The sequence below is a fragment of the Bradyrhizobium sp. T-1 genome (assembly GCF_053592855.1).
The window spans coordinates 4729760-4755266 of record NZ_CM132115.1; the positions used below are offsets into that span (position 1 = coordinate 4729760).

Here is a 25507-nt window from a genome sequence, read left to right on the forward strand (position 1 = left end):
AGCCCTTCACCACCGATATTCGAAGCCGACCGTGCCCTGGTACGACGTCAGTTCATTGCGGAACTTGCCATCGTAATTGACATAGAGCCGTGCCGTGTTGGTCAGGCTGAGCGACGCCGAGGCGCCGGCATCCATGCCGTAACGGCTCTCGCCGATGCCAGGGACAATAATGCTCTGGCTGCCGAGGCTGACCTGGACCGATCCCAGATCCTGATGAAAATTGTCGACGAACTTGCCGTAGGCCGAGAGGTCCAGGATCTTGCGGTCGAAGATGAAGTAGCGCCCGATCTCTGCGCCGATCATGACGCGCGCGCGAGAAAGCGCGCTTGAGCCGACGTTGAGTGGATCCAGTCCACCGGCCTCCTGGAACGCCGCACTGGTGGCTCGCACATATTCGAGCGCGCCCTTGGGCACGATGCGCATCTGGTCCTTGGTCCAGTAGTAGCTGATCTCGGTCAGCGCGCCATCGACGGTCGCGCGATAGCCCGCCATCGCGAGGCCCAAGCCGGTGTCTCGGCTGGAACGGACCTTGCCCAAACCGTGCACCAGCGCAAAGGCCCAGGTCCACGGTCCCTTGTCGAGAGAGCCGTTGAAGCCGATCTGGGTGAGGTCGAGCGTCGCCGACTGGAGCGCGAGCGGCACGTCGATGTCGGTATGGCTCTGGTCGACGGAGAAGCCGAGATTGACGCCCGGGGCGATCCGCGCACCGAATCCGGCAACGCCGCCAAACGTCTTGCGCTTGTCGCCAACGAAATCGCCCTGCGCATCGGTCCGGACTGCAATGCCGTAGCCCTCATACCAAGTGCGGTAGCGCGGATCCTCCGTGCCCTCCGACGCGCCGCCGCCGCCGGGATTGGTGCGCGCCCCGCGGTTGATGCCGCCGGAGGCCTGGTTGCCGAGCCGCTCCAGGAAGTTAGAACCGAGATTGAGCGCGCTGTTGCCGGCCGACTGGTTGAAATTGGTCGAGGTCGCGCTCGGGGTCGGCGACGGCGTGGGTGTCGGAGCGGGGGTGGGCGTGGGGGTGGGTGTCGGCGTGGGCGTCGGAGACGCGGCCGGCGTCGGGGTTTGCGCAAAGCCTGATGTCGCCGACATCATCGCGACGACGACAAGAGCCATGGCAATCGCCGTCACGATCCGGCGGACACGGTCCAACCCGATCGTCTGCCGTATCCGAATAGGCTGCTGCGTGCAGCACATGACGAAACATCCCGAAGCAAAAATGGCGGCCCGCAAAAATACAACACGAACGGCGAGCAGGTGCGGCGATTTGTGCTGAACTGCCACGGGGGGTCAACCGGGTGGCATGGTATCGTCGGGGTGATTGCGCCTGATTGTGGTTCCGCGGCCACAGGTCGCAAATTGCCGCGGGACATCTCCAGTGCGGTCTTGAAATTCGCGCGCGGCTTGCTAGCGCACGGTTTTCGTGTTGGAATATCGGACACAATCGGAATTGGCCGCTCGGCTGTGCGTTTCGCGACAGACTCAAGACTCGAACAGACTTCCGGAAGCCCGTTTGTGACGTGGCACGCGAAAAGCGGCCGCGTCTTTTTAGTATCTAGCGGAGGAGACTAACGATGCCACAAAAGGGCACCGTCAAATGGTTCAACCCCACCAAGGGCTACGGGTTCATCAAGCCGAACGGCGGCGACAAGGACGTGTTCGTCCACATCTCCGCGGTCGAGCGCGCTGGCCTCTCGACCCTGAACGAGAACCAGGTGGTTGAATACGACCTCGTGGAGAACCGCGGCAAATCGTCCGCGGAGAACCTCAAGGTCTCCTGATTTCTCTCGAAGCTCGACACGAGAGATCATGACGTTGCCCCCGGCTCTGCCGGGGGATTTTGCTTAAGGGGACGAAACGGAGGCCGCGTTTCAGCGCACCACCGGCGCAATCAGGAAATTCTCCGACGCCGCACTGCCCGCGGTCTTGCAGACGTCGCCCTCGATCTTGACCTTGCCGGTCGCCAGCAGGCTCAGTGCCGCAGGATAGATGCGATGCTCGACTTCGAGGATGCGCTCCGACAGCGTCTCCGCCGTGTCGTGGTCGCCGACGGGCACGGCGCCCTGCATCACGATCGGGCCGGCATCAGTCTCGGGGATCACGAAATGCACTGTCGCACCAGACAGTTTGACCCCGGCGCGCAAGGCCTGGCCATGCGGGTCGAGGCCTGGAAATGACGGCAGCAGCGACGGATGGATGTTGAGCATCCGCCCGTACCACGCCTTGGTGAATTCGGCAGTAAACAGGCGCATGAAACCGCCCAGACAGATCAGCTCGATGCCGTGCTGGTCGAGGGCGGCCTGAAGCACCGCCTCAAAACCGGCCCGGTCCTTTCCGAACGGCTTGCTCTCGATCACCTGCGTCGTCACGCCAGCGGCCTTGGCCCGTTCGAGGCCAAGCGCGTCGGCCTTGTTCGAGACAACGAGCGAAATCTCCGCCGGAAAATCCGCAGAGCTTGCTGCCTTGATCAGCGCGGACATGTTGGAGCCGCGACCGGAGATCAGAATGGCGACGCGGCGCTTCATCACAATGCCAGGTCGAGATGGCCGTTGTAGGCGACGCGGTGCTCGCCCTCGGCAGGGATCACGGTGCCGAGTTGGGCCACGGTCTCACCGGCGTCGGTGAGCACCCGCATGACTTCATCGACCTTGTCCGGCTCGACGATCGCGATCATGCCGATACCGCAGTTGAAGGTGCGCAGCATTTCCAGCTCGGCGATGCCGGCCTGCGCGGCCAGCCATTTGAACACCGGCAACACCGGCAGGCGCGCGAGGTCGATGCCCACACCGAGATGGCTCGGCAGCACGCGCGGGATGTTGTCGGTAAAACCGCCGCCGGTGATGTGGGCGAGACCCTTCACTGCAGCCGTTTCACGGATCGCGCGCAGACAGGATTTGACGTAGAGCCGCGTCGGCGTCAGCAGCGCGCCGCCGAGCGTCATGACCGGCGCGAACGGCGCCTGTGCCTCGAAGCCGAGGCCGGACTGTTCCACGATCTTGCGGACCAGCGAGAAACCGTTGGAGTGCACGCCCGATGAGGCGAGACCGATCACGGCGTCGCCGGCGGCAATGTCCTTGCGCGGCAACAGCGTACCACGCTCGGCGGCGCCGACGGCAAAGCCGCCGAGATCATAGTCGCCATCCTTGTAAAGGCCGGGCATCTCGGCAGTCTCGCCGCCGATCAGGGCGCAACCGGATTCGCGGCAGCCTTCGGCGACACCGGCAACGATTGCTGCGGTGGCCTCCGGGTCCAGCTTGCCGCAGGCGAAATAGTCGAGAAAAAACAGCGGCTCGGCGCCCTGCACCACGAGATCGTTGACGCTCATGGCGACGAGATCGATGCCGATCCCGCCATGCAGGCCGGTCTCGATCGCGATCTTGACCTTGGTTCCAACGCCATCGGTGGCGGCGACCAGGACCGGATCCTTGAAGCCGGCCGCCTTGAGATCGAACAGGCCGCCGAATCCGCCGATCTCGGCGTCAGCGCCCGGCCGTGCGGTGGCGCGCACCATCGGCTTGATCAGGTCGACCAGGCGGTTGCCCGCGTCGATATCGACGCCTGAATCGGCGTAGGTAAGGCCGTTTTTGCGGTCGGTCATGCCCGATTTCCAGTGGGTTTGCGGCTGGTTACGTCGAATTCCGGGGACACGCAATGGCTCGTATGGCGCGCTGCCCTATACTATGTAGATATCAACGGGTTCAGCCTCCAAGGGGCCGGATTTCGAGGACAGGTCGGGTGCCGGGAAGCGCCGCGTGAGTATTCCGAACATCATTACCCTGGGCCGCATCATGCTGGTCCCGATCATCGTCTGGGCCATCGTGTCGAGCCAAATGGAGGTGGCATTCGCCGTCTTCCTGATCGCCGGCATCAGCGACGCGGTCGATGGCTTCCTGGCCAAGCGCTTCAACATGACGAGCGAGCTCGGCGCCCTGCTCGATCCGCTGGCCGACAAAGCCCTCCTGGTTTCCATTTACCTGTCGCTCGGCATCTGGGGCGACATCCCGCGTTGGATCGTGATCCTGGTGGTATCGCGCGACATCATGATCGTCACCGCCGTGATCGTATCCTGGCTGTTCGACAAGCCGGTCGAGATGAGGCCCTCAAAGGTATCGAAACTCAACACCGCCGCGCAGGTGGCCTACGCGGCGCTGGTGCTGGCCGCCCTCGCCTTCGGCTTCAGGCCTGCGCCTTATGATATAGTGCTGATGGGTCTCGTCACGGTGTTCACGCTGTCCTCCGTGTCGCTCTATCTCGTCGAGTGGCTGCGGCACATGAGTACTATTGAGGCCAAGTAGCACGATCGAGGCCAAGAGCCGGGACACGGCCCCGCAAAAGGCCAACTCCCGATCGAATAACCCGCATCTTTTTCAGACGAAGCCGGCACGCCGGCACGGAGCAAAGCAAGCGTGGCAGGCCGCGTTCATCCCCGACAATTGGCGTTTTCGCTTCCGCATGCGGAGAGCCTCAGCCGCGACAATTTCCTCGAGGGCCCCGCCAACGCCGCCGCTCTCGCTCTGATCGATGGCTGGCCGGAATGGCCGAACCGGATCATGTGGCTCGCCGGCCCCGAAGACTCCGGCAAGAGCCATCTGGCCGCGATCTGGGCCGAGGAGGCCGGCGCCCGCTCGACAACGGCCAATGCGCTGACCGCCGCCGGCGTTCCGGGGGCCCTCGCCACCGGCGCGCTGGTGGTCGAGGATCTCAAGGCCAGGAATTTTGACGAGCGCGCCCTCTTCCATCTGATGAACCTCGCCCGCGAGGACGGTGCCTATGTGCTTTTCACCGGACGTGAGGCACCTGCGGCGGTCGAGGTCGAGCTCCGCGACCTCCGGTCCCGGCTTCGGACGATTCCAGTGATTTCGCTGGCGCCCCCGGATGACCAGCTTTTCCGCGGCCTGATCGTCAAATTCTGCGCCGACCGCCAGCTCTCGGTGGACGAAAGCGTGGTGAGCTATCTTGCGACCCGGCTCGAGCGATCCTCGGCCGCCGCCCGGCGGGCCGTCGAGCTGCTCGACGGCGAGGCCCTGCGGCTCGGCCGCCCCGTCACCCGGGCCCTTGCCGCCGAGCTGCTTCGGGACGCCTGACCGCCGCGCCGCGCACCGGCTTGACGCGGTGCCAAGGCGGAACGTCAATGTCATCGAAACGTCATCGCATTAACACATGCTCCGGCCGGTTTTTGCGCATAAGTCGCAAATTGGGGCAATTTTGATGGACCGACTTCTCATGGACTCCGCGCAAGCTATTGAAACGAAAGAGAAAGCCACGGAGGCCGAGCGTCTGCCGGCGATCGCCTCGAGCCCCGAGCGATTCATCAATCGCGAGCTGTCCTGGCTGCATTTCAACCGCCGCGTCCTGGAGGAATCGGTCAACGCCAGTCATCCGGTGCTGGAGCGGGTGCGATTCCTGTCGATTTCGGCAAATAACCTGGACGAGTTCTTCATGGTCCGCGTCGCCGGCATCAAGGCCCAGGTGCGCGAGGGCATTGCCGAACGTGCCCCCGATGGCCTGACCCCATCCGAGCAGCTCGCGCTGATCAATCGCACCGTCTCCCAGCTCGCCAGTGACCAGCAGGCAATCTGGCGCGACCTGCGCGGCACGCTGGCCGATGTCGGCATTGTGCTGGTCGACGGCAAGGAGGTCACGAAGGCGGAGCGGACCTGGCTCGAGGACTATTTCCTCAACAACGTGTTCCCGCTGCTGACACCACTGGCGATCGATCCGGCCCACCCATTCCCGTTCATTCCGAGCCTCGGCTTTACCATCGCGCTCCAGCTCACGCGCGAGGCCGACGGCAAGCCGATGAACGCGCTGATCCGCATGCCCGGCAAGATCGACCGCTTCATCCGTCTGCCCACGGAGGGCAAAGCAGTGCGCCTGATCTCACTGGAGCAGGTCACCGGCCTTTTCATCAACCGCCTGTTCCCCGGCTACAGCCTCCACGGCCAAGGCGCCTTCCGCATCATCCGCGACTCCGAGCTCGAAATCGAGGAAGAGGCCGAAGACCTCGTCCGCCTGTTCGAGACCGCGCTGAAGCGCCGTCGCCGCGGATCGGTGATCCGGCTCGAGATCGACGCCAAGATGCCCGAGGAGCTGCGCAGCTTCGTGCAGCACGCGCTGTCGGCAGCCGACGACGAGGTGTTCCTGGTCGACGGCGTGCTCGCCATGAACGAGCTCTCGCAGCTCACCCGGCTCGACCGGCCCGACCTCGAGTTCACCCCTTACGTGCCGCGCCATCCCGAGCGCGTGCGCGAGCATGGCGGCGACATCTTTGCCGCCATTCGCCAGAAGGACCTGATCGTCCATCACCCCTACGAATCCTTCGACGTGGTGGTGCAGTTCCTGCAGCAGGCGGCGCGCGATCCTGATGTCGTCGCGATCAAGCAGACGCTCTATCGCACCTCCAACAACTCGCCGATCGTGCGCACGCTGGCCGAAGCCGCCGAAGCCGGCAAGTCCGTCACCGCGCTGATTGAATTGAAGGCGCGCTTCGACGAAGAGGCCAACATCCGCTGGGCGCGCGATCTCGAACGCGCCGGCGTGCAGGTCGTCTATGGCTTCCTCGAACTGAAGACCCATGCGAAGCTGTCAATGGTGGTACGCCGCGAAGGCGGCAGCCTCACCACTTACGTCCATACCGGCACCGGCAACTATCACCCGGTGACCGCGCGCATCTATACTGACCTCTCCTACTTCACCTCGGAACCGACCATCGGCCGCGACGCCGCGCGCGTGTTCAACTTCATCACGGGCTACGCGGCACCGAGCGATCTGGAAAAGATGGCGGTGTCGCCACTGACCCTGCGCAAGCGCATCATCGAGCACATCCAGGGTGAGACCGAGCACGCGCGTCACGGCAAGCCCGGTGCGGTCTGGATGAAGATGAATGCGCTTGTCGACCCCGATATCATTGACGCGCTTTACGAGGCGTCACAGGCCGGCGTCCAGGTCGAGCTCGTGGTGCGCGGTATCTGCTGCCTCCGCCCCGGCATTCCCGGCCTGTCGGAGAACATCCGCGTCAAGTCGATCATCGGTCGGTTCCTGGAACACGGCCGAATCTACTGCTTCGGCATGGGCCAGGGCCTGCCGAGCGCCAAAGCGGCTGTGTATATCTCGTCGGCCGATATGATGCCGCGCAACCTCGATCGCCGCGTCGAGGTGCTGTGTCCGCTGCAAAATCCTACGGTGCATCAGCAGGTTCTCGAACAGATCATGGTCGCAAACCTGAAGGACAATGAGCAGAGCTGGCAATTGTTGCCGGACGGGTCCTCAACGCGTATGAAGGCCGCGAAGGGCGAGGAGCCTTTCAACGTGCACAACTACTTCATGACAAATCCGAGTCTGTCTGGCCGTGGAAAGTCGCTCAAGGAATCTTCGCCGCGGCGTCTCACGCGCCGAAACGAACGCCATCAGTCCTGACCGGAGATCTTTGCCGTGAAACGGCCGCGCAAGCGTGGCGCTAGCGTCGCGGTCATCGACATCGGCTCCAATTCGGTTCGTCTCGTCGTCTACGAGGCGCTGGCACGGAGCCTGATTCCAATCTTCAACGAGAAGACGCTTTGCGGCCTCGGGCGCGAGGTGCAGAGCACGGGCCTGCTCGCGCCCGACGCCGTCGACAAGGCGCTGACGTCGCTGAGGCGTTTTCGCGCGCTGTGCCGCGTGATGCAGGTCGGCCGCGTGTTCGCGATCGCGACCGCCGCCTGCCGCGACGCCTCCAACGGTCCCGACTTCATTGCGAAGGCCGAGCGCATCTGCGCCGTGAAGATCGAGATCCTGTCTGGACCGCGCGAAGCCAAACTGTCGGCTCTCGGTGTAATCTCGGGAATCCATCGGCCCGACGGCATTGTCGGCGATCTTGGCGGCGGCTCGCTGGAACTGATCGACGTGCGCGGGAACAGCGTGCGCAGCGGCGTAACGTTGCCGCTCGGCGGCCTCGCACTGCAGGACCTCGCCCACAAATCCCTCAAGCGCGCCGACCGCATCGTGCGCGAGGCGATCGACGAGGTCCCACAACTCACCGCCGGCCGCGGCCGCACCTTCTATGCCGTCGGAGGAACGTGGCGCGCGCTCGCGCGCATCCACATTATCCAGAGCGGCTATCCGCTCCAGGTGATGCACGGCTATTCGATTCCAGCGACCGAGGCGCTCGATTTTGCCCGCCGCCTGCGGCGCCTCGCCGCCGCCGACATGCTCGCCGACATCGAGGTCGTCGCCGACGCCCGGCGCCCTCTCCTCACCTATGCTGCGCTCGTGCTCGAGCACATCATCCGGGTCGCAAAGCCGAAGACCATCGTGTTCTCGACCTTCGGCGTGCGCGAGGGCCTGTTGCACGAGAAGCTGCCGGAGTCCGAGCGCAACAAGGACGGCCTGATCTGCGCCGCCGAAGAGCTCAACCAGCTCTTATCACGCTCGGCGAAGCATGCGCGAGAGCTGATGGCCTGGACCGATCGGCTGGCGCGCGTCGTGAAGCTGCGCGAGACTGAGGAAGACCGCCGCCTGCGCCACACCGCCTGTCTGCTGTCTGACATCGGTTGGCGTGTTCATCCCGACCATCGCGGCGAGCAGACGCTGAGCCTCGTGGTCAACGCCAATTTCGGCGCGATCGATCACCGCGAGCGCGCCTTCGTCGGACTGTCGGTGTTCTATCGCTATGCGGGCTTGAGCGAAGAGAACCAGCCGCCGCTGACCATGCAGGAACTGCTGACGCCGGCGCAGCTCGAACGCGCCCGCCTACTCGGCGCGGCGTTCCGCGTCGCGCATCTGATCTCCGCTGCGCGCCCTGGCGTGTTGCCGGCAACGCATTTCCGCAGCCAGGGGCGCAACCTGATGCTGGTGTTCGAGCACAGGCTCGGCGACCTCGTCGCCGACCGCGTCGGCAGCCGCTTCAAGCAGCTCGCCCGCCTGATCGGGCGGTCCGGCTCGATCGTCAGACGCTGAACAGCGCTGCCTTGTGTCGCAGGCTGACGTCGGTTGATGCAAATCAACGAGGCCGCGTCCCGCCGGATTAACGTGTCCTCACGTTGTTTCGGACCACTTCTGCCATGCAACTCCAACATGGGCTTCGCCTCCCGATTCGCGGTCGGAAATTGGCTGCGCTTATCCTGTCCGCGCTCGCTCTCGGCTTTTCGTCCCCGGTGCTCGGAGCGCAGGACGAGCTCAAGCTGAGCGAGCCGCAGGCGCGAAATCTTGGCGTGCGCGTCGCCCATCCGGTCGCAAGCAGGACCGACCTGACGCTGCCCTACCCCGTCCAGATCGTGATCCCCACGCTGCAATTGTGGGTGGTCAGCGCGCCCGTGGCCGGCATGGTGGCCGGCCTCCCGGTCGGTCGCGGCGACCGCATCTCGGCCGGCCAGCCGCTGGTTGTCCTGGAAAGTCCAAACTTCGTCTCCCAGCAGCGCGACTATCTGCACGCGATCGCGCAGGAGCTGCTCGCAAGCCAACAGCTCAAACGCAACATCGATCTGTTCGAGGGCAAGGCGATCCCGCAACGCGTGCTCGAGGCGAGCCAGGCCGAGGCGCGCCAGGCCACTCTCGTGGTCGCCGAACGTCGGCAGATGCTGCGTCTGAGCGGAATGTCCGACGAGGCAATTTCGCGGCTAGTCCAGGAAGCTGCGATCAGCGCCACGCTCACGGTCAACGCACCGCAGACCGCATCCGTGGTCGACGTCGCGGTATCGCCGGGGCAGCGGCTCGAACAATCCGCGCCGCTGGTCAAGCTGGCGCGGCTCTCGCCGTTATGGGCCGAAATTGCGGTTCCCGCTGCCAGCATTCGAGCGATCCGCACCGGGGCGAAAGTCGAGATCGAGGGTTATGCCACGCCCGGCAAGGTCGTGCTGGTCTCCGAGACGACAGATCCCGCCACCCAGACCATCCTGGTCCGTGCGGAGATCCCCAACGACGGCGAACTGCATCCCGGCCAGACCGCCGCAGCTCGCATCGGCTTTCTCTCCGCCGGCGACAGCGCCTGGGAGATCCCCTATGCCGGGCTGGTCCGGCGCGGTGAGCAGACCTCCGTGTTCGTCGCCTTCGATGGCGGTTTCCGGCTCGTTCCGGTCACGCTTCTTGCCGAAGACCAGGACCATGTCGTGGTATCCGGCCCGATCACCGATCGCGACGAGATCGCGATCGGCGGCATCTCGGCGCTCCGCGGCATTCTCTCGGGATTGGGGCAATAGATGCTCCGGCGTCTGGTCGCATTCGCGCTTTCGCAGCGGCTGTTCGTCGTCCTGAGCGTGCTGCTGTTGATCGGCGCCGGTGCTGTCCTGTTGCCCAGCCTGCCGATCGATGCGTTTCCCGACGTCTCGCCGGTTCAGGTGAAGATCATCATGAAGGCGCCAGGCCTCACCCCCGAAGAGGTCGAGCAGCGCATCACAGTGCCCGTCGAGCTCGAGCTGCTCGGATTGCCGAACAAGAAGATCCTGCGTTCAACCACGAAATATGCGCTGGCCGATATCACCGTCGATTTCGAGGACGGGACCGACATCTACTGGGCACGCAACCAGGTTTCGGAACGACTGTCCAATATCTCGCGCGATTTCCCTGACGGAGTCAGCGGCGGTCTTGCCCCGATCACGAGCCCTTTGGGCGAAATGTTCATGTTCACGATCGACAGCGCCGAGCTTTCACTCGCCGAGCGTCGAACCCTGCTCGACTGGGTGATCCGACCGGCCCTGCGCACGGTCTCCGGCGTTGCGGACGTCAACGCGCTGGGCGGCTACGTGCGAGCCTTCGAGATCGTTCCGCGAAATGACGCGCTTGCCGCCCGCGGCATTTCCTACGACCTGTTTCGCCGGGCCATCGAGGCCAACAGCCGCAACGACGGCGCCGGTCGGGTGAACCAGGGCGAGGACAGCGCCCTGGTGCGGATCGAAGGCAGCATCCGTTCGATCGAGGACATCAAGGCCATCGTCGTGGACACGCGCGAGGGGGTCCCGATCCTCGTCAATGACGTCGCGAGCGTCAAAGTCGGAACGCTGACACGCTATGGTGCCGTCACGTCGAACGGCCGCGGCGAAACGGTCGAGGGGCTCGTGCTCGGTTTGCGCGGCGCCAACGCGGGACAGCTCGTCCGCGACGTGCGGGCTCGCCTTGCGGAGCTGCAACCCTCGCTGCCGAAGAGCGTTTCAATCAACGTGTTCTATGATCGCAGCCGCCTGGTCGACCGCGCCGTCGGGACCGTTGTGCGCGCTCTTGGCGAGGCCACCGCCCTCGTCATCGTGCTTCTGCTGCTTTTCCTCGGCAACTGGCGGGCCTCGCTGGTGATCGCCCTCAGCCTGCCTCTCGCCATCGTCATTGCGCTGATCGTCATGCGTGCGGCGGGAATGTCGGCCAACCTGATGAGCCTCGGCGGACTTGCGATCGCGATCGGCATGTTGATCGACGCGCTGGTCGTTGTGGTCGAGAACATCGTCGGCAACCTCGGCAAGCACGAGCCAGGCAAGGGGGCTCCGCTGATCCATTTGGTCTACCGGTCGGTTTGCGAAGTCCTTGAGCCGGTGGCCTCGGGCGTCCTGATCATCATCATCGTGTTCGTCCCCCTGCTGACGCTCCAGGGACTGGAGGGGAAGCTCTTCATCCCCGTCGCACTGGCGATCATTTTCGCGCTCGCCGGCTCACTGTTGCTCGCGCTGACCGTGATTCCGGTCGCGACGTCCTTCCTGCTCAAATCTGCGTCACATCGCGATCCTCTGATCGTTCGTGCGGCCCAGCGCGTCTACGCGCCGGCACTGGACTGGGCCTTGAGCAACGAGCGCAAGGTCATGGCTGCGGCCCTGATCGGCCTGCTCGCTGCGGGCTTGGCCTATGCGAAGCTCGGCAAGACTTTCATGCCGACCATGGACGAAGGCGACGTCATCGTCAGCGTGGAAACGCTTCCTTCCGTCAATCTCGACGAATCGCTTGCCATCAACGGGAGGCTGCAGGCCGCGCTGCTGGCTGTGCCTGACATTGCCGGCATCGTCGCACGGACCGGATCCGACGAGCTCGGCCTGGACCCCATGGGGCCGAACCAGACCGACACATTCCTCGTGCTGAAGCCAGCCGCCGAGAGGCAGACCGACAATCGAGAGGCCCTGCTGCAGAAATTGCGTGAGGTTCTCTCCGGCTTTCCCGGCATCTCGCTTAGCTTTACTCAGCCGATCGACATGCGTGTGCAGGAGATGATCAGCGGCGTACGTGGCGACGTCGCGGTCAAGATCTTCGGCCCGGAGATCGCCAGGCTGAACGAAATCGCGGCAAAGCTGTCGGCCATCCTGTCCGGCATCGACGGTGCCGAAGACGTCTACACCACGCTCAACGAAGGCGCTCAATATTATACGGTTTCCGTCAATCGAATGGAGGCCGGACGTCTCGGCCTGACGGTCGACGCCATTGCCAATTCGCTCCGCACGCAAATCGAGGGGCGAACGATCGGAACCGCGCTCGAGGAGGGACGCCGCACACCGATTCTCGTCCGAGGTAGCAACGCGACGAGGGAGGCGCCGTCGCTGCTCTCGAGCCTTCCGCTGACGCTCGCGTCGGGGCAGCACGTTGCGCTGTCGCAGGTCGCCCGAATTCAACGCGTGGACGGCCCGGTCAAGATCGATCGCGAAGATGGCACTCGCATGAGCGTGGTTCGAGCCAACGTCCGGGGCCGTGACATGGTCGGCTTCGTCGAAGCGGCCCGCCAGAAGGTCACGGCAGAACTCCAGCTCCCGGACGGCTATCGGCTGACGTGGGGCGGCCAGTTCGAGAACCAGCAACGTGCCTCCGCACGCCTGTCCGTCGTCGTCCCCGTGGCGATCGGTCTGATTTTTGTGCTGCTGTTCACGACGTTCGGAGCGATCCGGCAGGCCTTGCTCGTGCTGGTGAACATTCCCTTCGCCCTGATCGGCGGCGTCTTCGCGCTGGTCTTCACGGGTGAGTACCTGTCGGTACCGGCGTCGGTCGGATTCATCGCGCTGCTCGGGATTGCCGTTCTCAACGGTGTCGTCCTGGTCTCCTACTTCAACCAACTGCGAGCCCACGGCCTGAGCGAACATCGTATCGTCGTCGAAGGCGCAATGCGCAGGCTTCGGCCGGTGCTGATGACCGCAAGCATCACGGCGCTTGGCTTGATCCCGCTGCTGTTTGCCTCAGGTCCGGGATCCGAAGTCCAGCGACCGCTTGCCGTCGTCGTGATCGGAGGGCTGCTGTCCTCCACGGTGCTGACCCTGATCCTCCTGCCGATCCTGTATCGCCGCTACGGCGGCACGTCGAAGGTGGCCAAATGACCGACCAGCAGGTCTGCCTCACCCTGATTGTGCCGCGTCAGCTCCGTGAAGAGGTGTTCGACTATCTCGCCGAACAGAGCGACCTTGTCTCGGGCTTTACGGCCTCGCACGCGGCCGGCCACGGCGGCGAAGTCCGGCTGCGCACGGCCGCCGAACGCGTCCAGGGCCACGCCGATCAAGCCATGGTGCAGGTGATATTGGTGCGGGATGATGCCACCCGCCTGCTCGACCGTCTTCGGGTTTCGTTTGCCGGAACCAAGCTCGTCTTTTGGGCGACGCCCGTGACGGAATTCGGCGTCATCGACTGAACAACGAGCTAGCCTTCAGCCGATGCCTTGGCGTGCTGCTCGGAGGCCTCAAGCGCAGCCGCATGCAGGCTGCGCCGGCGCCAGATCCAGCCGACCAGCAGCACGACCACGACACCGAGCGCGGCGCAGAGATACTCGCCACCTGACCCGCCATGGGCGAATTGTGGCGGGATGTGCAGGCCGCCGAGTATTTTGTCCAGCGAGACGCCGAGCGGTCCCTCGGATAGCGAGTGCAGCTTCGGCGCGATGCCGGGATCGGTCGCGACCACCTCGCCGGCGATCCAGCCGAGCAGTGCCGCACCGGCCCAAACCAGGATCGGCAGTTTCGACAGCAAAGCCATGATGAGCGCCGCACCGGCGACGATCAGCGGCACGCTGATGGCAAGGCCGAGGACCAAAAGCGGTGCGCTGCCATTGGCGGCCGCGGCGACCGCAATGACGTTGTCGAGGCTCATGATGATGTCGGCAACGACGACGATCTGCACCGCCTGCCACAGATACGAGGCCGACTCGACGTCGTCCTCGTCCTCGTTTTCCGGCACCAGCAGCTTTGCCGCAATCACGATCAGCGCGAGGCCGCCGACCAGCTTCAGGTACGGCAGCTCCATCAGGCTCGCGACGATGCCGGTGAAGATGATCCGCAGCAGCACCGCAGCGCCAGCGCCGAGCACCATGCCCCACAGCCGGTGCCGCGGCTTCAGTCCGCGGCAGGCGAGCGCAATGACCAGCGCGTTGTCACCGGACAAAAGGATGTTGATCCAGATGATCTTGCCGACCGCGATCCAGAAGGTCGGTTCGGCCATTTCATTGCGGAACTGGGTGAAGAATGCCCCGATCGTTGCTGGATCGAAGATCTGCCAGAGCCAGTTCACAATGAATCCTTTCGTCCCGTCGACTTAACGTATTGGCTTTAGCCGACGATCTCGTTGCCCGAGAAGAACTGCGCGATCTCGATCGCGGCGGTTTCCGGAGCGTCCGAACCGTGGGCAGAGTTCTCGCCGATCGACTTGGCGTAGAGCTTGCGGATAGTGCCCTCGGCAGCCTTCGACGGATCGGTCGCGCCCATGGCGTCGCGATACTTGGCGATCGCGCCCTCGGCTTCCAGCACCTGGACCACGACCGGACCCGAGGTCATGAACTCGACGAGCTCGCCGAAGAACGGGCGGGCCTTGTGGACGGCGTAGAACGTCTCGGCCTGTTCCTTGGTCATGCGGATGCGCTTCTGCGCGACGATGCGCAGGCCCGCCTTCTCGATCACGGCGTTCACGGCGCCGGTGAGGTTACGCGCGGTCGCGTCGGGCTTGATGATCGAGAAAGTGCGTTCGATGGCCATGATCTTGTCCTTGAAGAGAAAAAGGGTGGTTCGGAGTTGCGGGGCTTATATCGGCGCCTTTGCGATCCGGCAAGCGACCGCCGGAACGGCCTCACAGGGCGCTTCGCCGCAGGTTAAGGGCGGGAATTCCAACATGGATTACAACGATTTCACCCAGATGAACCCAATCTGAAGGCTCCGTCAGGGTTTGGTTCAGCCTCGCTGGCGTAACGTCAGGTCTATCGAAACCGAAGCCTTCCCCCTGAGGCGGACCGTTTCGGCGGCCTTTCCATCGACGCGATAGCCCCGCGCCGGCAGTTTTGAGGAGATCACCATGTTGAGGAAACTTTCGCTCGCTGCAGTCGCCGCGGTCGCGCTGGGTGCCGCGCTGGCTCCCACCTCCGCCTCCGCTCACTGGCATGGCGGCGGCTGGGGCTGGCACGGCGGTGGCGGTTGGCATCACGGCGGCTGGGGTTGGGGCGGACCGCGCGTCTATGCCGCTCCCGTCGCTTACGGCTATGGCGGCTGCTATGTGCGCCGGCTGGTTCCGACCCCTTGGGGCCCCCGCTGGCGACTGATCAACCGCTGCTACTAAGCCCAGATGAATTCCCGAGGTGCCGTTCCCCCCTGCGGTACCTTCCAAGAGAGGCCCCGGCGTTCCCCCCGCCGGGGCCTTGCTTTTGGGCAGGCACGACGGATTCATACAATTTTTACTAGAATGCCGGGCATTGCCCACGGCCCGCGAAACCATTTTGGGGGCCTGTGACTTGGTACCGTGTCGTTACTTTGCAAACACGGAACCCTGCGATGCCCGGCCTTTCTGCCAATGACAGCGAACAGATCGACGGGCGCACCAGCCGCTCGATCTGTGATGCCGTAGGCGAGCGGCTGCAGCAGAGCCTTCGCCCCGAACCCCGGCTCCCGACGCATCTCGAGCAGCTTCTCGACGAGCTGAAGCGGCGCGACCGCGACTCGCACTGACAAAAACGGGGTTGCGTTCGACGCGCCTTGCGGTGACAAGGCCGCATGCTCTCCATCACCGACCTCTCCATCCGCCTTGCGGGGCGCCTTCTGATCGATAGTAGCTCCGTGCAGATCGCGCCCGGCTCGCGAGTCGGCATGGTCGGCCGCAACGGCACCGGTAAATCGACGCTGTTCAAGGTGATCCGCGGTGAGCTTACGGCCGAGCACGGCTCGGTGACGCTGCCGCCGCGCTGGCGCGTGGGCAGCCTGGCGCAGGAGGCGCCGAACGGCCCGGAAAGCCTGATCTCGGTCGTGCTCAAGGCGGACCTCGAGCGCGACGCGCTGCTCACTGAAGCAGAGACCGCGACCGATCCGCACCGGATCGCCGAGATCCAGACCCGGCTCGTCGACATCGACGCGCATTCGGCCCCGAGCCGCGCCGCCGCAATCCTGTCCGGCCTCGGCTTCTCCGCCACGGATCAGCTGCGGCCCTGCGCCGAATTCTCCGGCGGCTGGCGCATGCGCGTCGCACTGGCTGCAACCCTGTTCGCAGCTCCCGACCTCCTGCTGCTCGACGAGCCCACCAACTATCTCGACCTCGAAGGCACGCTGTGGCTCGAGGATCACCTCGCGCATTACCCGCGCACGGTGATCGTGATCAGCCACGACCGCGACCTGCTCGAAAGCTCGGTCGACCAGATCCTGCATCTGGAGCGCGGCAAGCTCACGCTCTACAAGGGCACCTATTCCTCGTTCGAGGAACAGCGCGCCGCGCGCGAGCTGCTCGACGCCAAGGCGGTCAAGCGCCAGGAAGCCGAGCGCGCCCGCCTGCAATCCTTCGTCGACCGCTTCAAGGCCAAGGCCTCCAAAGCGCGCCAGGCGCAGTCTCGCGTCAAGATGCTGGAGCGGCTGAAGCCGATCACGGCGCTGGTGACGGAGGACGTGCGCGAGATCACCTTTCCGGCGCCGGAGAAGCTGCTGTCGCCGCCGATCATCGCCGTCGACAATGTTTCGGTCGGCTACGATCCCGCCACCCCGGTGCTGAGCCGCGTGACGCTGCGCATCGACAATGACGACCGCATTGCGCTGCTCGGCGCCAACGGCAACGGCAAGTCGACGCTGGTCAAACTGCTCGCCGCGCGTCTCGCCCCCTTCTCCGGCAAGGTGACGCGCGCCGACAAGCTGTCGATCGCCTATTTCGCGCAGCATCAGCTCGACGAGCTGAACGAGGACGCCTCCGCCTACGACCACGTCCGCAAGCTGATGGGCGACGCGCCCGAGGCCAAGGTACGGGCCCGCGCCGGCGCGATCGGCTTCTCCGGCAAGGCGGCCGACACCAAGGCCGGAAAACTCTCGGGCGGCGAGAAGGCCCGGCTGCTGCTGGGGCTTGCGACGTTCTACGGCCCCAACATGATCATCCTGGACGAGCCGACCAACCATCTCGACATCGACAGCCGCGCCGCGCTGGCCGAGGCCATCAACGAATTCCCCGGCGCGATCATCATGGTCTCGCACGACCGCTATCTGATCGAGGCCTGCGCCGACCAGCTCTGGATCGTCGCCGACCGCACCGTGACCAACTACGACGGCGACCTCGACGAGTACCGCCGCATGGTGCTGTCCGCGCGCAACGCCGAACCCGCCCCGCGCGAGCGCAACGCGGCAAGCGAGAAGCCGCCGCGCCCGAAGTCGGACAATCGCGGCTCGCTGAAGAAGCGGATCGCGGAAGCCGAGAGCGAGATCGCACGCGTCACCGACATCATCGCCAAGATCGACACGGCGCTGGCGCTGCCCGACATCTTCACCCGCGATCCCAAGCAGGCCGCGCAGCTGTCGAAGGCGCGCGCCAATGCGGCCGATGCGCTGGCGCGCGCCGAAGAACAATGGCTGGAGGCGAGCGCGCAGTTCGACGAGGCGGCGGGCTAGATCAAAAACTGCAAAACAACCCCATGCACAGTAGCGGGGTGGTTGCCGGGGCAGCTTCATCGACCTGTATCAAGTCATTGAAAACATTTTACTAATTGGCGCACCCTAGCGTTCCCGCATGATCTCGTGCCGGTAACGCTGCAGCGGCGACAAAAGATAGCTCAGGATGGTGCGCGATCCGGTCCGGATTTCCACCGTCACCGCCATTCCCGGGGACAGGCTGACGAGACGATCGTCCACCTGCATCTGGGTGCGATCGAGCGAGATGCGGGCGCTGTAGCCGAGTTCCTGCCCGTTGGGCTCGCTGCTGTCGTGCTGCGTGCCCAGCGCGCGATCGCTTCCGCGCTCCGGCGGACGGTCGCGAATGATGGCATCCTGCGAAACGCTCGCGACCCGACCTTCCAAGAGGCCGTAGCGAGTAAAGTTGAAGGTGTCGATCTTGATGGCGGCGCCCTGCCCGGCCTCGACGAAGCCGATGTCGCGGTTGGAGATCATCGCCTCGATCTCGAGCCGCGTGTCCGTCGGCACGATCACGAGCAGCGACTGCGCCGGGGTGACCACGCCGCCGACGGTATGGACCGCAAGCTGCTGCACGACGCCGTCGACAGGCGACGTCAGCTGCTGCAGCTTCGTCCGCTGCTGCGCCTTGATCAGATCGCGCGCGAGGCCATTGGCCTTCTGCTCGCTCTTGGCGAGCTCATCGGACAGGCTCTTGCGATATTCGGCCTCCGCCTGGATGCGGGTCTCGCGGATCGCGGCGACCGCGGACTCGGCCTCTTTCAGGCGGCTGCGCTGGACACCGAGCTCCTCCTGCTGCTCGATCTGGAGCTGAAGGGTCTCGTAATAGGTCAGCTTGGAGCCGATCTCCTTCTCCATCAGCGTCTTGCGGATATCGACGCGCTGCTGGGTCACCGGGAGCAATGCATCCAGCTTGTGAATCGTCGCCGCGATGGTCTGATGCTCGGCGTCCTTCTGCGCCTCCTGGCGCTCGAGGCCCGCGAGCTTGGCACGGTGCTCGCCGACTTGGTTGGTCAGGAGCTGCCGCTGCGTCGCGACCAGCAAGGGATCGGCCTCCCCTGGCGGAACAAGATCGACAGAGCCATCGTCGCCGGCACTCAATGCCGCGCGGAGGCGCGCGCTGTTGAGCCGTTCGGCCACGAGATCATCATGCAGGCGATCGCGCTCCGCGGCATTCACGGTCGGATCGAGCTCGATCAGTACATCGCCCGATTTGACCGCCTGCCCATCCTGTACATGGATGGCGCGCACCACGCCGGTCTCGAACGGCTGCACCACCTTGCTGCGCCCGCTCGACACGACCTTGCCGGTCGCTGACGCCACAATGTCGATCGTGCCCAAGGCCGACCACGCGAGCGCCGCGCAGACAAGCGCCATCAGCGCAAACGCGATGGCGCGACCGATCGGCGATGGCGGGCTTTCCGTGATCTCCAGCGCCGCCGGCAGGAAAGCGATTTCCTCAGGGCGCCGGCCCTTGGCATTCCGGAAGGGAACGATGGTCTGCTCCGGACGAGCAGCCTGCGCAGCGCTAGCCGACCTCATAGATCCCTCCCTGGAGACGATGCAGCACGGCGTAGCGGCCACCGTTCCTGATCAACGCCTCATGCGTGCCGTCCTCGACCAGACGGCCGCGCTCCAGCGTGAAGATGCGGTCGGCGCCGCGGACGGTGGACAGACGATGCGCGATGATCAGGACCGTGCGGCCCTTCGCGATGTCCTTCATGTTGTCGTGGATGATCCGCTCGCTCTCATAATCAAGCGCGCTGGTCGCCTCGTCGAAGATCAGGATGCGGGGATTGGTCACCAGCGCGCGGGCGATGGCGATGCGTTGGCGCTGCCCGCCCGAGAGCGTCGAGCCGCGCTCGCCGACGACGGTGTCGTAGCCCTCAGGCAGCTCGATAATGAAATCATGCGCGCCCGCAAGCTTTGCCGCCTCCATGATCCGGTCCATCGGCAGGGTCGGATCGGCCAATGCGATGTTGTCGCGCACCGAACGGTTGAACAGCATGTTCTCCTGCAGCACGACGCCGATCTGCCGCCGCAGCCAGGCCGGATCGGTCATCACCAGATCCATGCCGTCGATCAGCACGCGTCCGCCCTGCGGCACGTAGAGCCGCTGCACCAGTTTTGCGAAGGTGCTCTTGCCCGACCCCGACGAGCCGACGATGCCGACGGTCTGCCCGGCCGGAATATCGAACGAAACGTCGTGCAGGATTTCCGGTCCGTCGAGCCGGTAGCGAAACGCGACATGCTCGAAGCGGATATTGCCCCGCAGTGCGGGCAACCCGGCGCGGCCCGCCGCGTAAGCTGGCTCCGCGGTGCTGTTGAGGATATCGCCGAGCCGCGCGATCGAGAGCCGTGCCTGGTGAAAATCCTGCCAGACCTGCGCCAGCCGCAGCACCGGCGCAGAGACGCGTCCTGCAAAGATGTTGAAAGCAACGAGTTCGCCGACCGTCAAGGCCTCGCCAATCACGAGCCTCGCACCGACATAAAGGACCGCGGCAGTAACGACCTTGCTGACGAACTGCACGAGCTGGCTTGCGGTGTTGCCGAGGCTGGTGACGCCAAAGCTCGCGGAAACGTAGCCGGCAAGCTGCTCTTCCCAGCGGCGCTGCATCTGCGGCTCGACCGCCATCGCCTTCAGCGTCTCGATGCCGCTGACACTTTCGACCAGAAAAGCCTGGTTCTCGGCGCCGCGGCGGAATTTCTCCTCCAGCCTGCGCCGGAACAGCGGCGTCGCCACCGCCGAAATCGCGATGTAGAACGGGAACGATCCGAGCACGATGCAGGTCATCAGCGGCGAATAGGCAAACATCACCGCCAGGAAGACCGAGGTGAAGACAAGGTCGACGACCAGCGTCAGCGACGAGCTGGTGATGAAATTGCGAATGTTCTCGAGCTCGCGAACCCGCGCCACGGAATCGCCGACTCTCCTCGCCTGAAACCAGGCCATCGGCAGCGCCAGCAAATGGTTGAACAGGCGCGCCCCCAGCTCGACATCGATCCGGTTGGTCGTATGCGCGAACAGATAGTTGCGCAGGATCCCGAGCACGGTGTCGAACAGCGAGACCACGACGAGGCCGATGACGAGAATGTCGAGCGTCGACAGCGAGCGGTGCACCAGCACCTTGTCGATCACGACCTGGAAGAACAGCGGCGACACCAGCGCAAAGAGCTGGAGGAAGAACGAGGCGGCCAGCACTTCGCCGAACAGGCGACGGTATTTGGCGATCGCGCCGATGAACCAGGTGATGTCGAACCGGCGCCCGAGATCGGACAGTCCGGCGCGCCGGGTCATCAGGATCAATCCGCCGTCCCAGATCGCACTGAGCTCGTCGCGCGCCATGAACACCGGCCGCTGCGCCACCGGCGACTGCACCAGCACCTTGTCGGCGGAGGCTTTGGCAATGACCATGAAGCTGCCGTCACGCAGCATCGCGATCGCCGGCAACGGGCACTCCGGCAGACGGCGCCACTGCGTGCGATAGGTTCGTGCCTTCATTCCGAGAGATCTGGTGCAACGGACAATGTCCGCTGCGCCAAAGCTTGCGGCACCGAGCCGGTGTTTGAGCTGATCGCGGTCGGCCGCCACGCCTTGCAGGTGAAGCAAGGTCAAGAGCGCGTCGAGCCCGGTATCAGTCGAGACCGTTTGCGTTGTCATGGGGGTTTTCCTCCACACCAGTGCTCTCTCCGTTCCCTCCCCCCTTGTGGGGGAGGGTTAGGGAGGGGGGTGCCACACGGGAATTCTTTCCGTCGCACGTCTGCTTGCGGCATCATCAGCAATCGGCACCTTGTGCTGGGCTACCCCTCTCCCTAGCCCTACCCCACAGGGGGGGGAGGGAACGCACCTTTGTCGGCGCACTAGTCGAGGCTCATCCCGTCAGGCCTTACTGTCAGGCGTGCTGCGGCGGAGCGAGCGTCTGGGTCTGCGCCGCGTGCGGATCGGCCAGCGGCATCGCGCCATGATCATCGCCTGCGGGAACGAAGCTCGCTGCCATGGCCTGGTTGAGCAGCATGGCAGCCGCCACGGCCGCCCCGGCCTGGATGATGACGTTATTGCCGCTGCCGCCGTCGAGGACATCAAGGCCGCCGCCACCGATCAACACGTCATCACCCGTACCGCCCGTCAGCGTATCGTTGCCGGGACTGCCGATCAGGACGTCGTCGCCGTTACCGCCATTGGCGACGAGCTGGATGCCGCCGTGCAGGCCGGAAGCCGTGATGACATCGTCGCCATCGAGGCCGTTGATCACGATCCTGTCGCCCGCGCCCGCATCGGTGATGTTGATGTCCTGGCCGAGGCCGGACACCGTGACGATGCCATCGTGCTCCGTCACCGTGATGACGTCGCTGCCGGCGGTTCCGTTGATGGTCACGGTGTCAGCAGCACCGTCATTGGCGCCGAGGTCGAGATTGACCTGGTTCACGCCGGTACCGGAGAGGTCATTGACCGTGATATTGTCGGCACCACCAAGGGCGTTGAAGTCGATATGCTCGACCCCATTCAGGTCCATCGCGATGTTGGCAACATCGCGGGTGAACAGCACCCGTCCGCCATTGGCCGAGATGCCGATGTTCTCGTTGATGTTGGCGCCGTTGAACGCCAGCGTGTCGGTGCCCTTGCCGCCCTCGACGGTGTCGCTCCCGTCGCCGGGATTCCAGACGAAGGTGTCGTCACCCGCACCGAGATTGGCGAAATCATTGCCGCGTCCGCCGGCCACGATGTCATTTCCGGCGCTGCCGGTGATGGTATCGGTGCCGTCGCCGCCGTTGATGTTGAGGCTGAACAATTGTCCGGCCTTGATCGCGGAGGCATCGATGACATCGTTGCCGGGCCCGCCGTTGACGGCGAGCACGTCACCGGCGTCAGCATGCGCGATCGTGACCTGCGCGGCAAGGCCGTCGACCACGATCGATCCGCCTGAGGTCACGACCTTGATATTGTCGTCGCCGGCGCTGCCGTTCACCGTCACGCGATCCGCCGCACCGTCTCCGCTCGTGCTGCCGGGGCCGGCACTGAGGTCGACGGCGACCTGCGTGACACCGGTGCCGGTGAGATCGTTGACGGTGATATTGTCGGCGCCGCCGGCAGCGGCGATCTGCACGTGCTCGACGCCGTTGAGATCCATGGTGATGGCGCCGACGTCGCGGGTGAGAAGCGCACGGCTTCCATTCGCGGAGATGGCCATGGTCTCGGCCACGTTGGAGCCGTTGAACACCAGCGTATCCGTTCCCGTGCCGCCTTCGACGGTGTCGCTGCCGTCGCCGGGATTCCAGGTGAAGAGATCGTCCCCCGCACCGAGGAGCGCGACGTCATTGCCGCGGCCGCCGGTGACCTTGTCATTGCCGTCACCGCCGATCAGGGTGTCGGCGCCCTGGCTGCCGGTGATGGTGTCGTTTCCCGCGCCGCCGTCGATGGTCAGCCCGATCGCCGCGGCAAGCAGCGATGCGTCGATGACGTCATTGCCGCCGAGCGCCTGGATCACCAGGTGGTCATTGGCAGTCTCTGCATTCGCGATCGTCACGACCTCAGCCAGGCCCGTCACCGTCACGGTGGTGCCGGCGGACGTGACCTGGATGTGCTGATCGCCGTTGGCTCCATTGACGGTCACGGTATCAGCCGCGCCATCGCCTTGCGTCCCGCCGGGCACGGCTCCGAGATCGACGAGGACCTCCTTGACGCCGGTGCCGCTGAGATCGCCGACGGTGATGTTGTCGGCGCCACCGCGCGCATCGAACTCGATCTGCTCAATGCTGTTGAGGTCCATCGTGATGTCAGCGACGTCGCGGGTGAAGCGCACTCTCCCGCCATTGGCCGAGATGTCGATGGTCTCGTTGATGTTGTCACCGTTGAACAGCAGCTTGTCGTTGCCCGATCCGCCTTCGACCGTGTCGCTGCCGTCGCCGGGATTCCAGATGAAGGTGTCATCGCCGCTGCCGAGCCGGGCGACGTCGTTGCCACGTCCACCACTGACGACGTCGTCGCCGGCACCGCCAATCAGAAGATCGTTGCCGTCACCGCCGGTGATCCGGTCATTGCCGGCGCCGCCATCGAGCGTCAGCGAGATCAGGCTGCCGAGTCCGTTTCCGGCCGTAATGACGTCGTCACCACCACCGGCGTGCAGCACGAGGTTCTCCGTCGTACCGATGTCGAGCGAAAATGGTGCCGGACCCGTCTCGTCGAACCGCACGCGCGTGCCGTTCGCGGTGATCGTGAACATCTCCGAGGCGTTGCTGCCGTTGATCTGCGCCGTATCGTTGCCGTCACCGCCCTCGACAACGTTGCTGCCGCCGCCGGGATTCCAGATCATGAGGTCGTTACCGGCCTCGCCAAACAATTGGTTGTTGCCGCTGCCACCGTCCAGGATGTCGTTGCCCGCGCCACCGAACAACAGATCGTTGCCGCCGCCTCCCTTGATCACATCGTCGCCGGCCTGCCCGAGCAGCAGGTCGTTACCCGAGCCGCCCGTGATCCTGTCATTGCCGTCACCACCGAAAATGTGCACCGCGGGCATCGCACCGCGGCATTCATTGACAGTGATCGTGTCGTCGCCGCTTTGACCGAAGATGTCGATCTCGTTGGTGTTGGCGATGGTGGGCGTGCCGCCGGCCGTCTTCACGTGCCCGTTATTGATCAGGATGCGCCCGGACCTGTCGCGTCCGATCACGAGGCCGTTATTGGCACTGTCGCCGAAAATCGTGAGCTGCCCCGTAACCGGGGAAAAAACCGAGGTAATAGACATCCAAACAATCCTTCGATCGATCTAGCCCCTCCTCTCGATGCGTAGCAGCCGCCGGCAAGACATTCTTGAAGCGGAGCTTGAGACGCGCGTGATTTTTCTGGAGATTTCCTCCAGATTTCCTGCGGGCCGGTCTTCCGAGCGCATGAGCTGTCGTTTCGGCGGGATGAACACACTCGGGATGGACGCGCTATGTGGCGCAGCTTGGACGGGTGCAACGATGCCGGAGTTAACATCAACGTTTACGTCGTGCCATTGCTCGCTCGCGTGCATTCCCATCTGCAATTGTTGGGCAATCTGCTCCTCCGCACCGGGCCTCGATCATGCCCCGGTCGGATTGAAAACCGGGCTGGTACGTTGGCGCGGGATGCGCACGCCGCGCCGGGTCAGGTCACGTAACTGCACGAACATCATCGCCGTCATCAATGCGTCGTTGAAGGCATCATGCTGTCCTAGCGGCGGAATGCTGAGATCGTGGAGAATCGCGGCGAATGACAGATCGACCGAGGTATTTGGCGGCGCGTCACCGTATTTGCGGTCGTAGTAAAGCCGCGACACTTCGATGCGTTCGTTGGGCAGCTCAATTCCAACCAGCGGCAGAATGTACTTGTCCAGCATGGCGACATCGAAGTCGACATAGTAGCCGATCAACGGGCGCGGCCCGATGAAGTGCAGAAGGCCCGGCAACACCTTCCAGACGATCGGCGCAGCTTCGACATCGGACCGGCGCAAGTGGTGAACTCTGATCGCCTCCGCCCCGAGCTCTCTGTCAGGATGGACGATGGCTTCGAAACGCGCGCTGGTCAAAATTCGATTGCCGCGGATCTTGATCGCGGCAATCGCGACGACGTCGTCCGTTCGTACGTTGAGACCCGTAGTCTCGCAATCGATGACGACGAACTCGTCGTCAGGCGCGCGGCCGAACATGAAACGGTAGGATTGGTCACTCAGGGTGGCCTGGTGCAACAGTCGCTTGATCGCGCGAGGCAGCAT

General features: G+C 64.5%; 20 protein-coding genes. 11 read left to right on the plus strand and 9 right to left on the minus strand.

Going from position 1 to position 25507, the window contains the following annotated elements:
- Positions 1-6: 6 nt before the first annotated feature.
- Positions 7-1197, minus strand: a complete 1191-nt coding sequence (locus tag ACWAT4_RS23010; RefSeq protein ID WP_449728134.1) for an autotransporter outer membrane beta-barrel domain-containing protein — start codon at positions 1195-1197, stop codon at positions 7-9.
- Between the two features lie 377 nt (positions 1198-1574).
- On the opposite strand from ACWAT4_RS23010, the gene ACWAT4_RS23015 reads away from it, so the two are divergent.
- Positions 1575-1781, plus strand: coding sequence for a cold-shock protein (locus tag ACWAT4_RS23015; protein ID WP_008551638.1), 207 nt, complete (start codon positions 1575-1577; stop codon positions 1779-1781).
- Positions 1782-1871: 90 nt separating this feature from the next.
- Here ACWAT4_RS23015 and purN read toward each other — a convergent pair whose 3' ends face one another.
- On the minus strand, positions 1872-2525 hold the full coding sequence (gene purN / locus ACWAT4_RS23020) for a phosphoribosylglycinamide formyltransferase (RefSeq protein ID WP_212299443.1): 654 nt from the start codon (positions 2523-2525) through the stop codon (positions 1872-1874).
- Positions 2525-3598: a phosphoribosylformylglycinamidine cyclo-ligase gene (gene purM, locus ACWAT4_RS23025; RefSeq protein ID WP_449728135.1), complete on the minus strand. Its 1074-nt coding sequence runs from the start codon at positions 3596-3598 to the stop codon at positions 2525-2527. Before purM ends, purN begins: the two co-directional genes overlap by 1 nt.
- A 154-nt stretch (positions 3599-3752) precedes the next feature.
- On the opposite strand from purM, the gene ACWAT4_RS23030 reads away from it, so the two are divergent.
- The 7 genes from ACWAT4_RS23030 to ACWAT4_RS23060 all read left to right on the plus strand — a co-directional run bounded on the left by ACWAT4_RS23030 (position 3753) and on the right by ACWAT4_RS23060 (position 13555).
- Complete coding sequence (locus tag ACWAT4_RS23030; protein WP_212299439.1) at positions 3753-4295, plus strand: CDP-alcohol phosphatidyltransferase family protein; 543 nt, start codon at positions 3753-3755, stop codon at positions 4293-4295.
- Positions 4296-4406: 111 nt separating this feature from the next.
- The gene (locus ACWAT4_RS23035) at positions 4407-5084 is read left to right on the plus strand and encodes a P-loop NTPase family protein (RefSeq protein WP_449728136.1); all 678 of its coding nucleotides are present in this window, start codon (positions 4407-4409) and stop codon (positions 5082-5084) included.
- A gap of 139 nt (positions 5085-5223) precedes the next feature.
- Positions 5224-7416 (plus strand): RNA degradosome polyphosphate kinase, encoded by a 2193-nt coding sequence (locus ACWAT4_RS23040; protein WP_212299820.1) that lies wholly within the window; start codon positions 5224-5226, stop codon positions 7414-7416.
- A gap of 15 nt (positions 7417-7431) precedes the next feature.
- The gene (gene ppx / locus ACWAT4_RS23045) at positions 7432-8934 is read left to right on the plus strand and encodes an exopolyphosphatase (protein ID WP_212299435.1); all 1503 of its coding nucleotides are present in this window, start codon (positions 7432-7434) and stop codon (positions 8932-8934) included.
- A 104-nt stretch (positions 8935-9038) separates the two neighbouring features.
- On the plus strand, positions 9039-10172 hold the full coding sequence (locus ACWAT4_RS23050; protein WP_449728137.1) for an efflux RND transporter periplasmic adaptor subunit: 1134 nt from the start codon (positions 9039-9041) through the stop codon (positions 10170-10172).
- A complete protein-coding gene (locus ACWAT4_RS23055; RefSeq protein WP_449728138.1) occupies positions 10173-13247 on the plus strand; it encodes an efflux RND transporter permease subunit in 3075 nt (1024 codons plus the stop codon). It begins immediately after the preceding gene.
- Positions 13244-13555 carry a DUF3240 family protein gene (locus ACWAT4_RS23060; protein ID WP_212299430.1) on the plus strand — a complete coding sequence of 104 codons (312 nt, stop codon included), beginning with the start codon at positions 13244-13246 and terminating at the stop codon, positions 13553-13555. The genes ACWAT4_RS23055 and ACWAT4_RS23060 overlap by 4 nt, the downstream gene beginning before the upstream one ends.
- An 8-nt stretch (positions 13556-13563) precedes the next feature.
- Here ACWAT4_RS23060 and ACWAT4_RS23065 read toward each other — a convergent pair whose 3' ends face one another.
- Both ACWAT4_RS23065 and ndk read right to left on the minus strand, forming a co-directional pair.
- A complete protein-coding gene (locus tag ACWAT4_RS23065) occupies positions 13564-14427 on the minus strand; it encodes a TerC family protein (RefSeq protein WP_449728139.1) in 864 nt (287 codons plus the stop codon).
- Positions 14428-14465: 38 nt separating this feature from the next.
- Positions 14466-14888, minus strand: a complete 423-nt coding sequence (gene ndk, locus ACWAT4_RS23070) for a nucleoside-diphosphate kinase (protein ID WP_212027602.1) — start codon at positions 14886-14888, stop codon at positions 14466-14468.
- Between the two features lie 313 nt (positions 14889-15201).
- On the opposite strand from ndk, the gene ACWAT4_RS23075 reads away from it, so the two are divergent.
- From ACWAT4_RS23075 to ACWAT4_RS23085, 3 genes are all read left to right on the plus strand, one after another.
- Positions 15202-15462 carry a sulfur globule protein precursor gene (locus ACWAT4_RS23075; RefSeq protein WP_212299428.1) on the plus strand — a complete coding sequence of 87 codons (261 nt, stop codon included), beginning with the start codon at positions 15202-15204 and terminating at the stop codon, positions 15460-15462.
- 212 nt (positions 15463-15674) lie between these two features.
- On the plus strand, positions 15675-15848 hold the full coding sequence (locus tag ACWAT4_RS23080) for a hypothetical protein (protein WP_212299427.1): 174 nt from the start codon (positions 15675-15677) through the stop codon (positions 15846-15848).
- Positions 15849-15893: 45 nt separating this feature from the next.
- On the plus strand, positions 15894-17756 hold the full coding sequence (locus ACWAT4_RS23085; RefSeq protein ID WP_449728140.1) for an ABC-F family ATP-binding cassette domain-containing protein: 1863 nt from the start codon (positions 15894-15896) through the stop codon (positions 17754-17756).
- Between the two features lie 105 nt (positions 17757-17861).
- Here the strand turns inward: ACWAT4_RS23085 and ACWAT4_RS23090 are convergent, their stop codons facing one another.
- The 4 genes from ACWAT4_RS23090 to ACWAT4_RS23105 form a co-directional block, all read right to left on the minus strand.
- Complete coding sequence (locus ACWAT4_RS23090; RefSeq protein ID WP_449728141.1) at positions 17862-19316, minus strand: HlyD family type I secretion periplasmic adaptor subunit; 1455 nt, start codon at positions 19314-19316, stop codon at positions 17862-17864.
- Positions 19303-21435, minus strand: coding sequence for a type I secretion system permease/ATPase (locus ACWAT4_RS23095; protein WP_449728142.1), 2133 nt, complete (start codon positions 21433-21435; stop codon positions 19303-19305). The genes ACWAT4_RS23090 and ACWAT4_RS23095 overlap by 14 nt, the downstream gene beginning before the upstream one ends.
- Positions 21436-21667: 232 nt before the next feature.
- Positions 21668-24517: a beta strand repeat-containing protein gene (locus ACWAT4_RS23100; RefSeq protein WP_449728143.1), complete on the minus strand. Its 2850-nt coding sequence runs from the start codon at positions 24515-24517 to the stop codon at positions 21668-21670.
- 318 nt (positions 24518-24835) lie between these two features.
- Positions 24836-25507, minus strand: coding sequence for a 3'-5' exonuclease (locus ACWAT4_RS23105; RefSeq protein ID WP_212428014.1), 672 nt, complete (start codon positions 25505-25507; stop codon positions 24836-24838).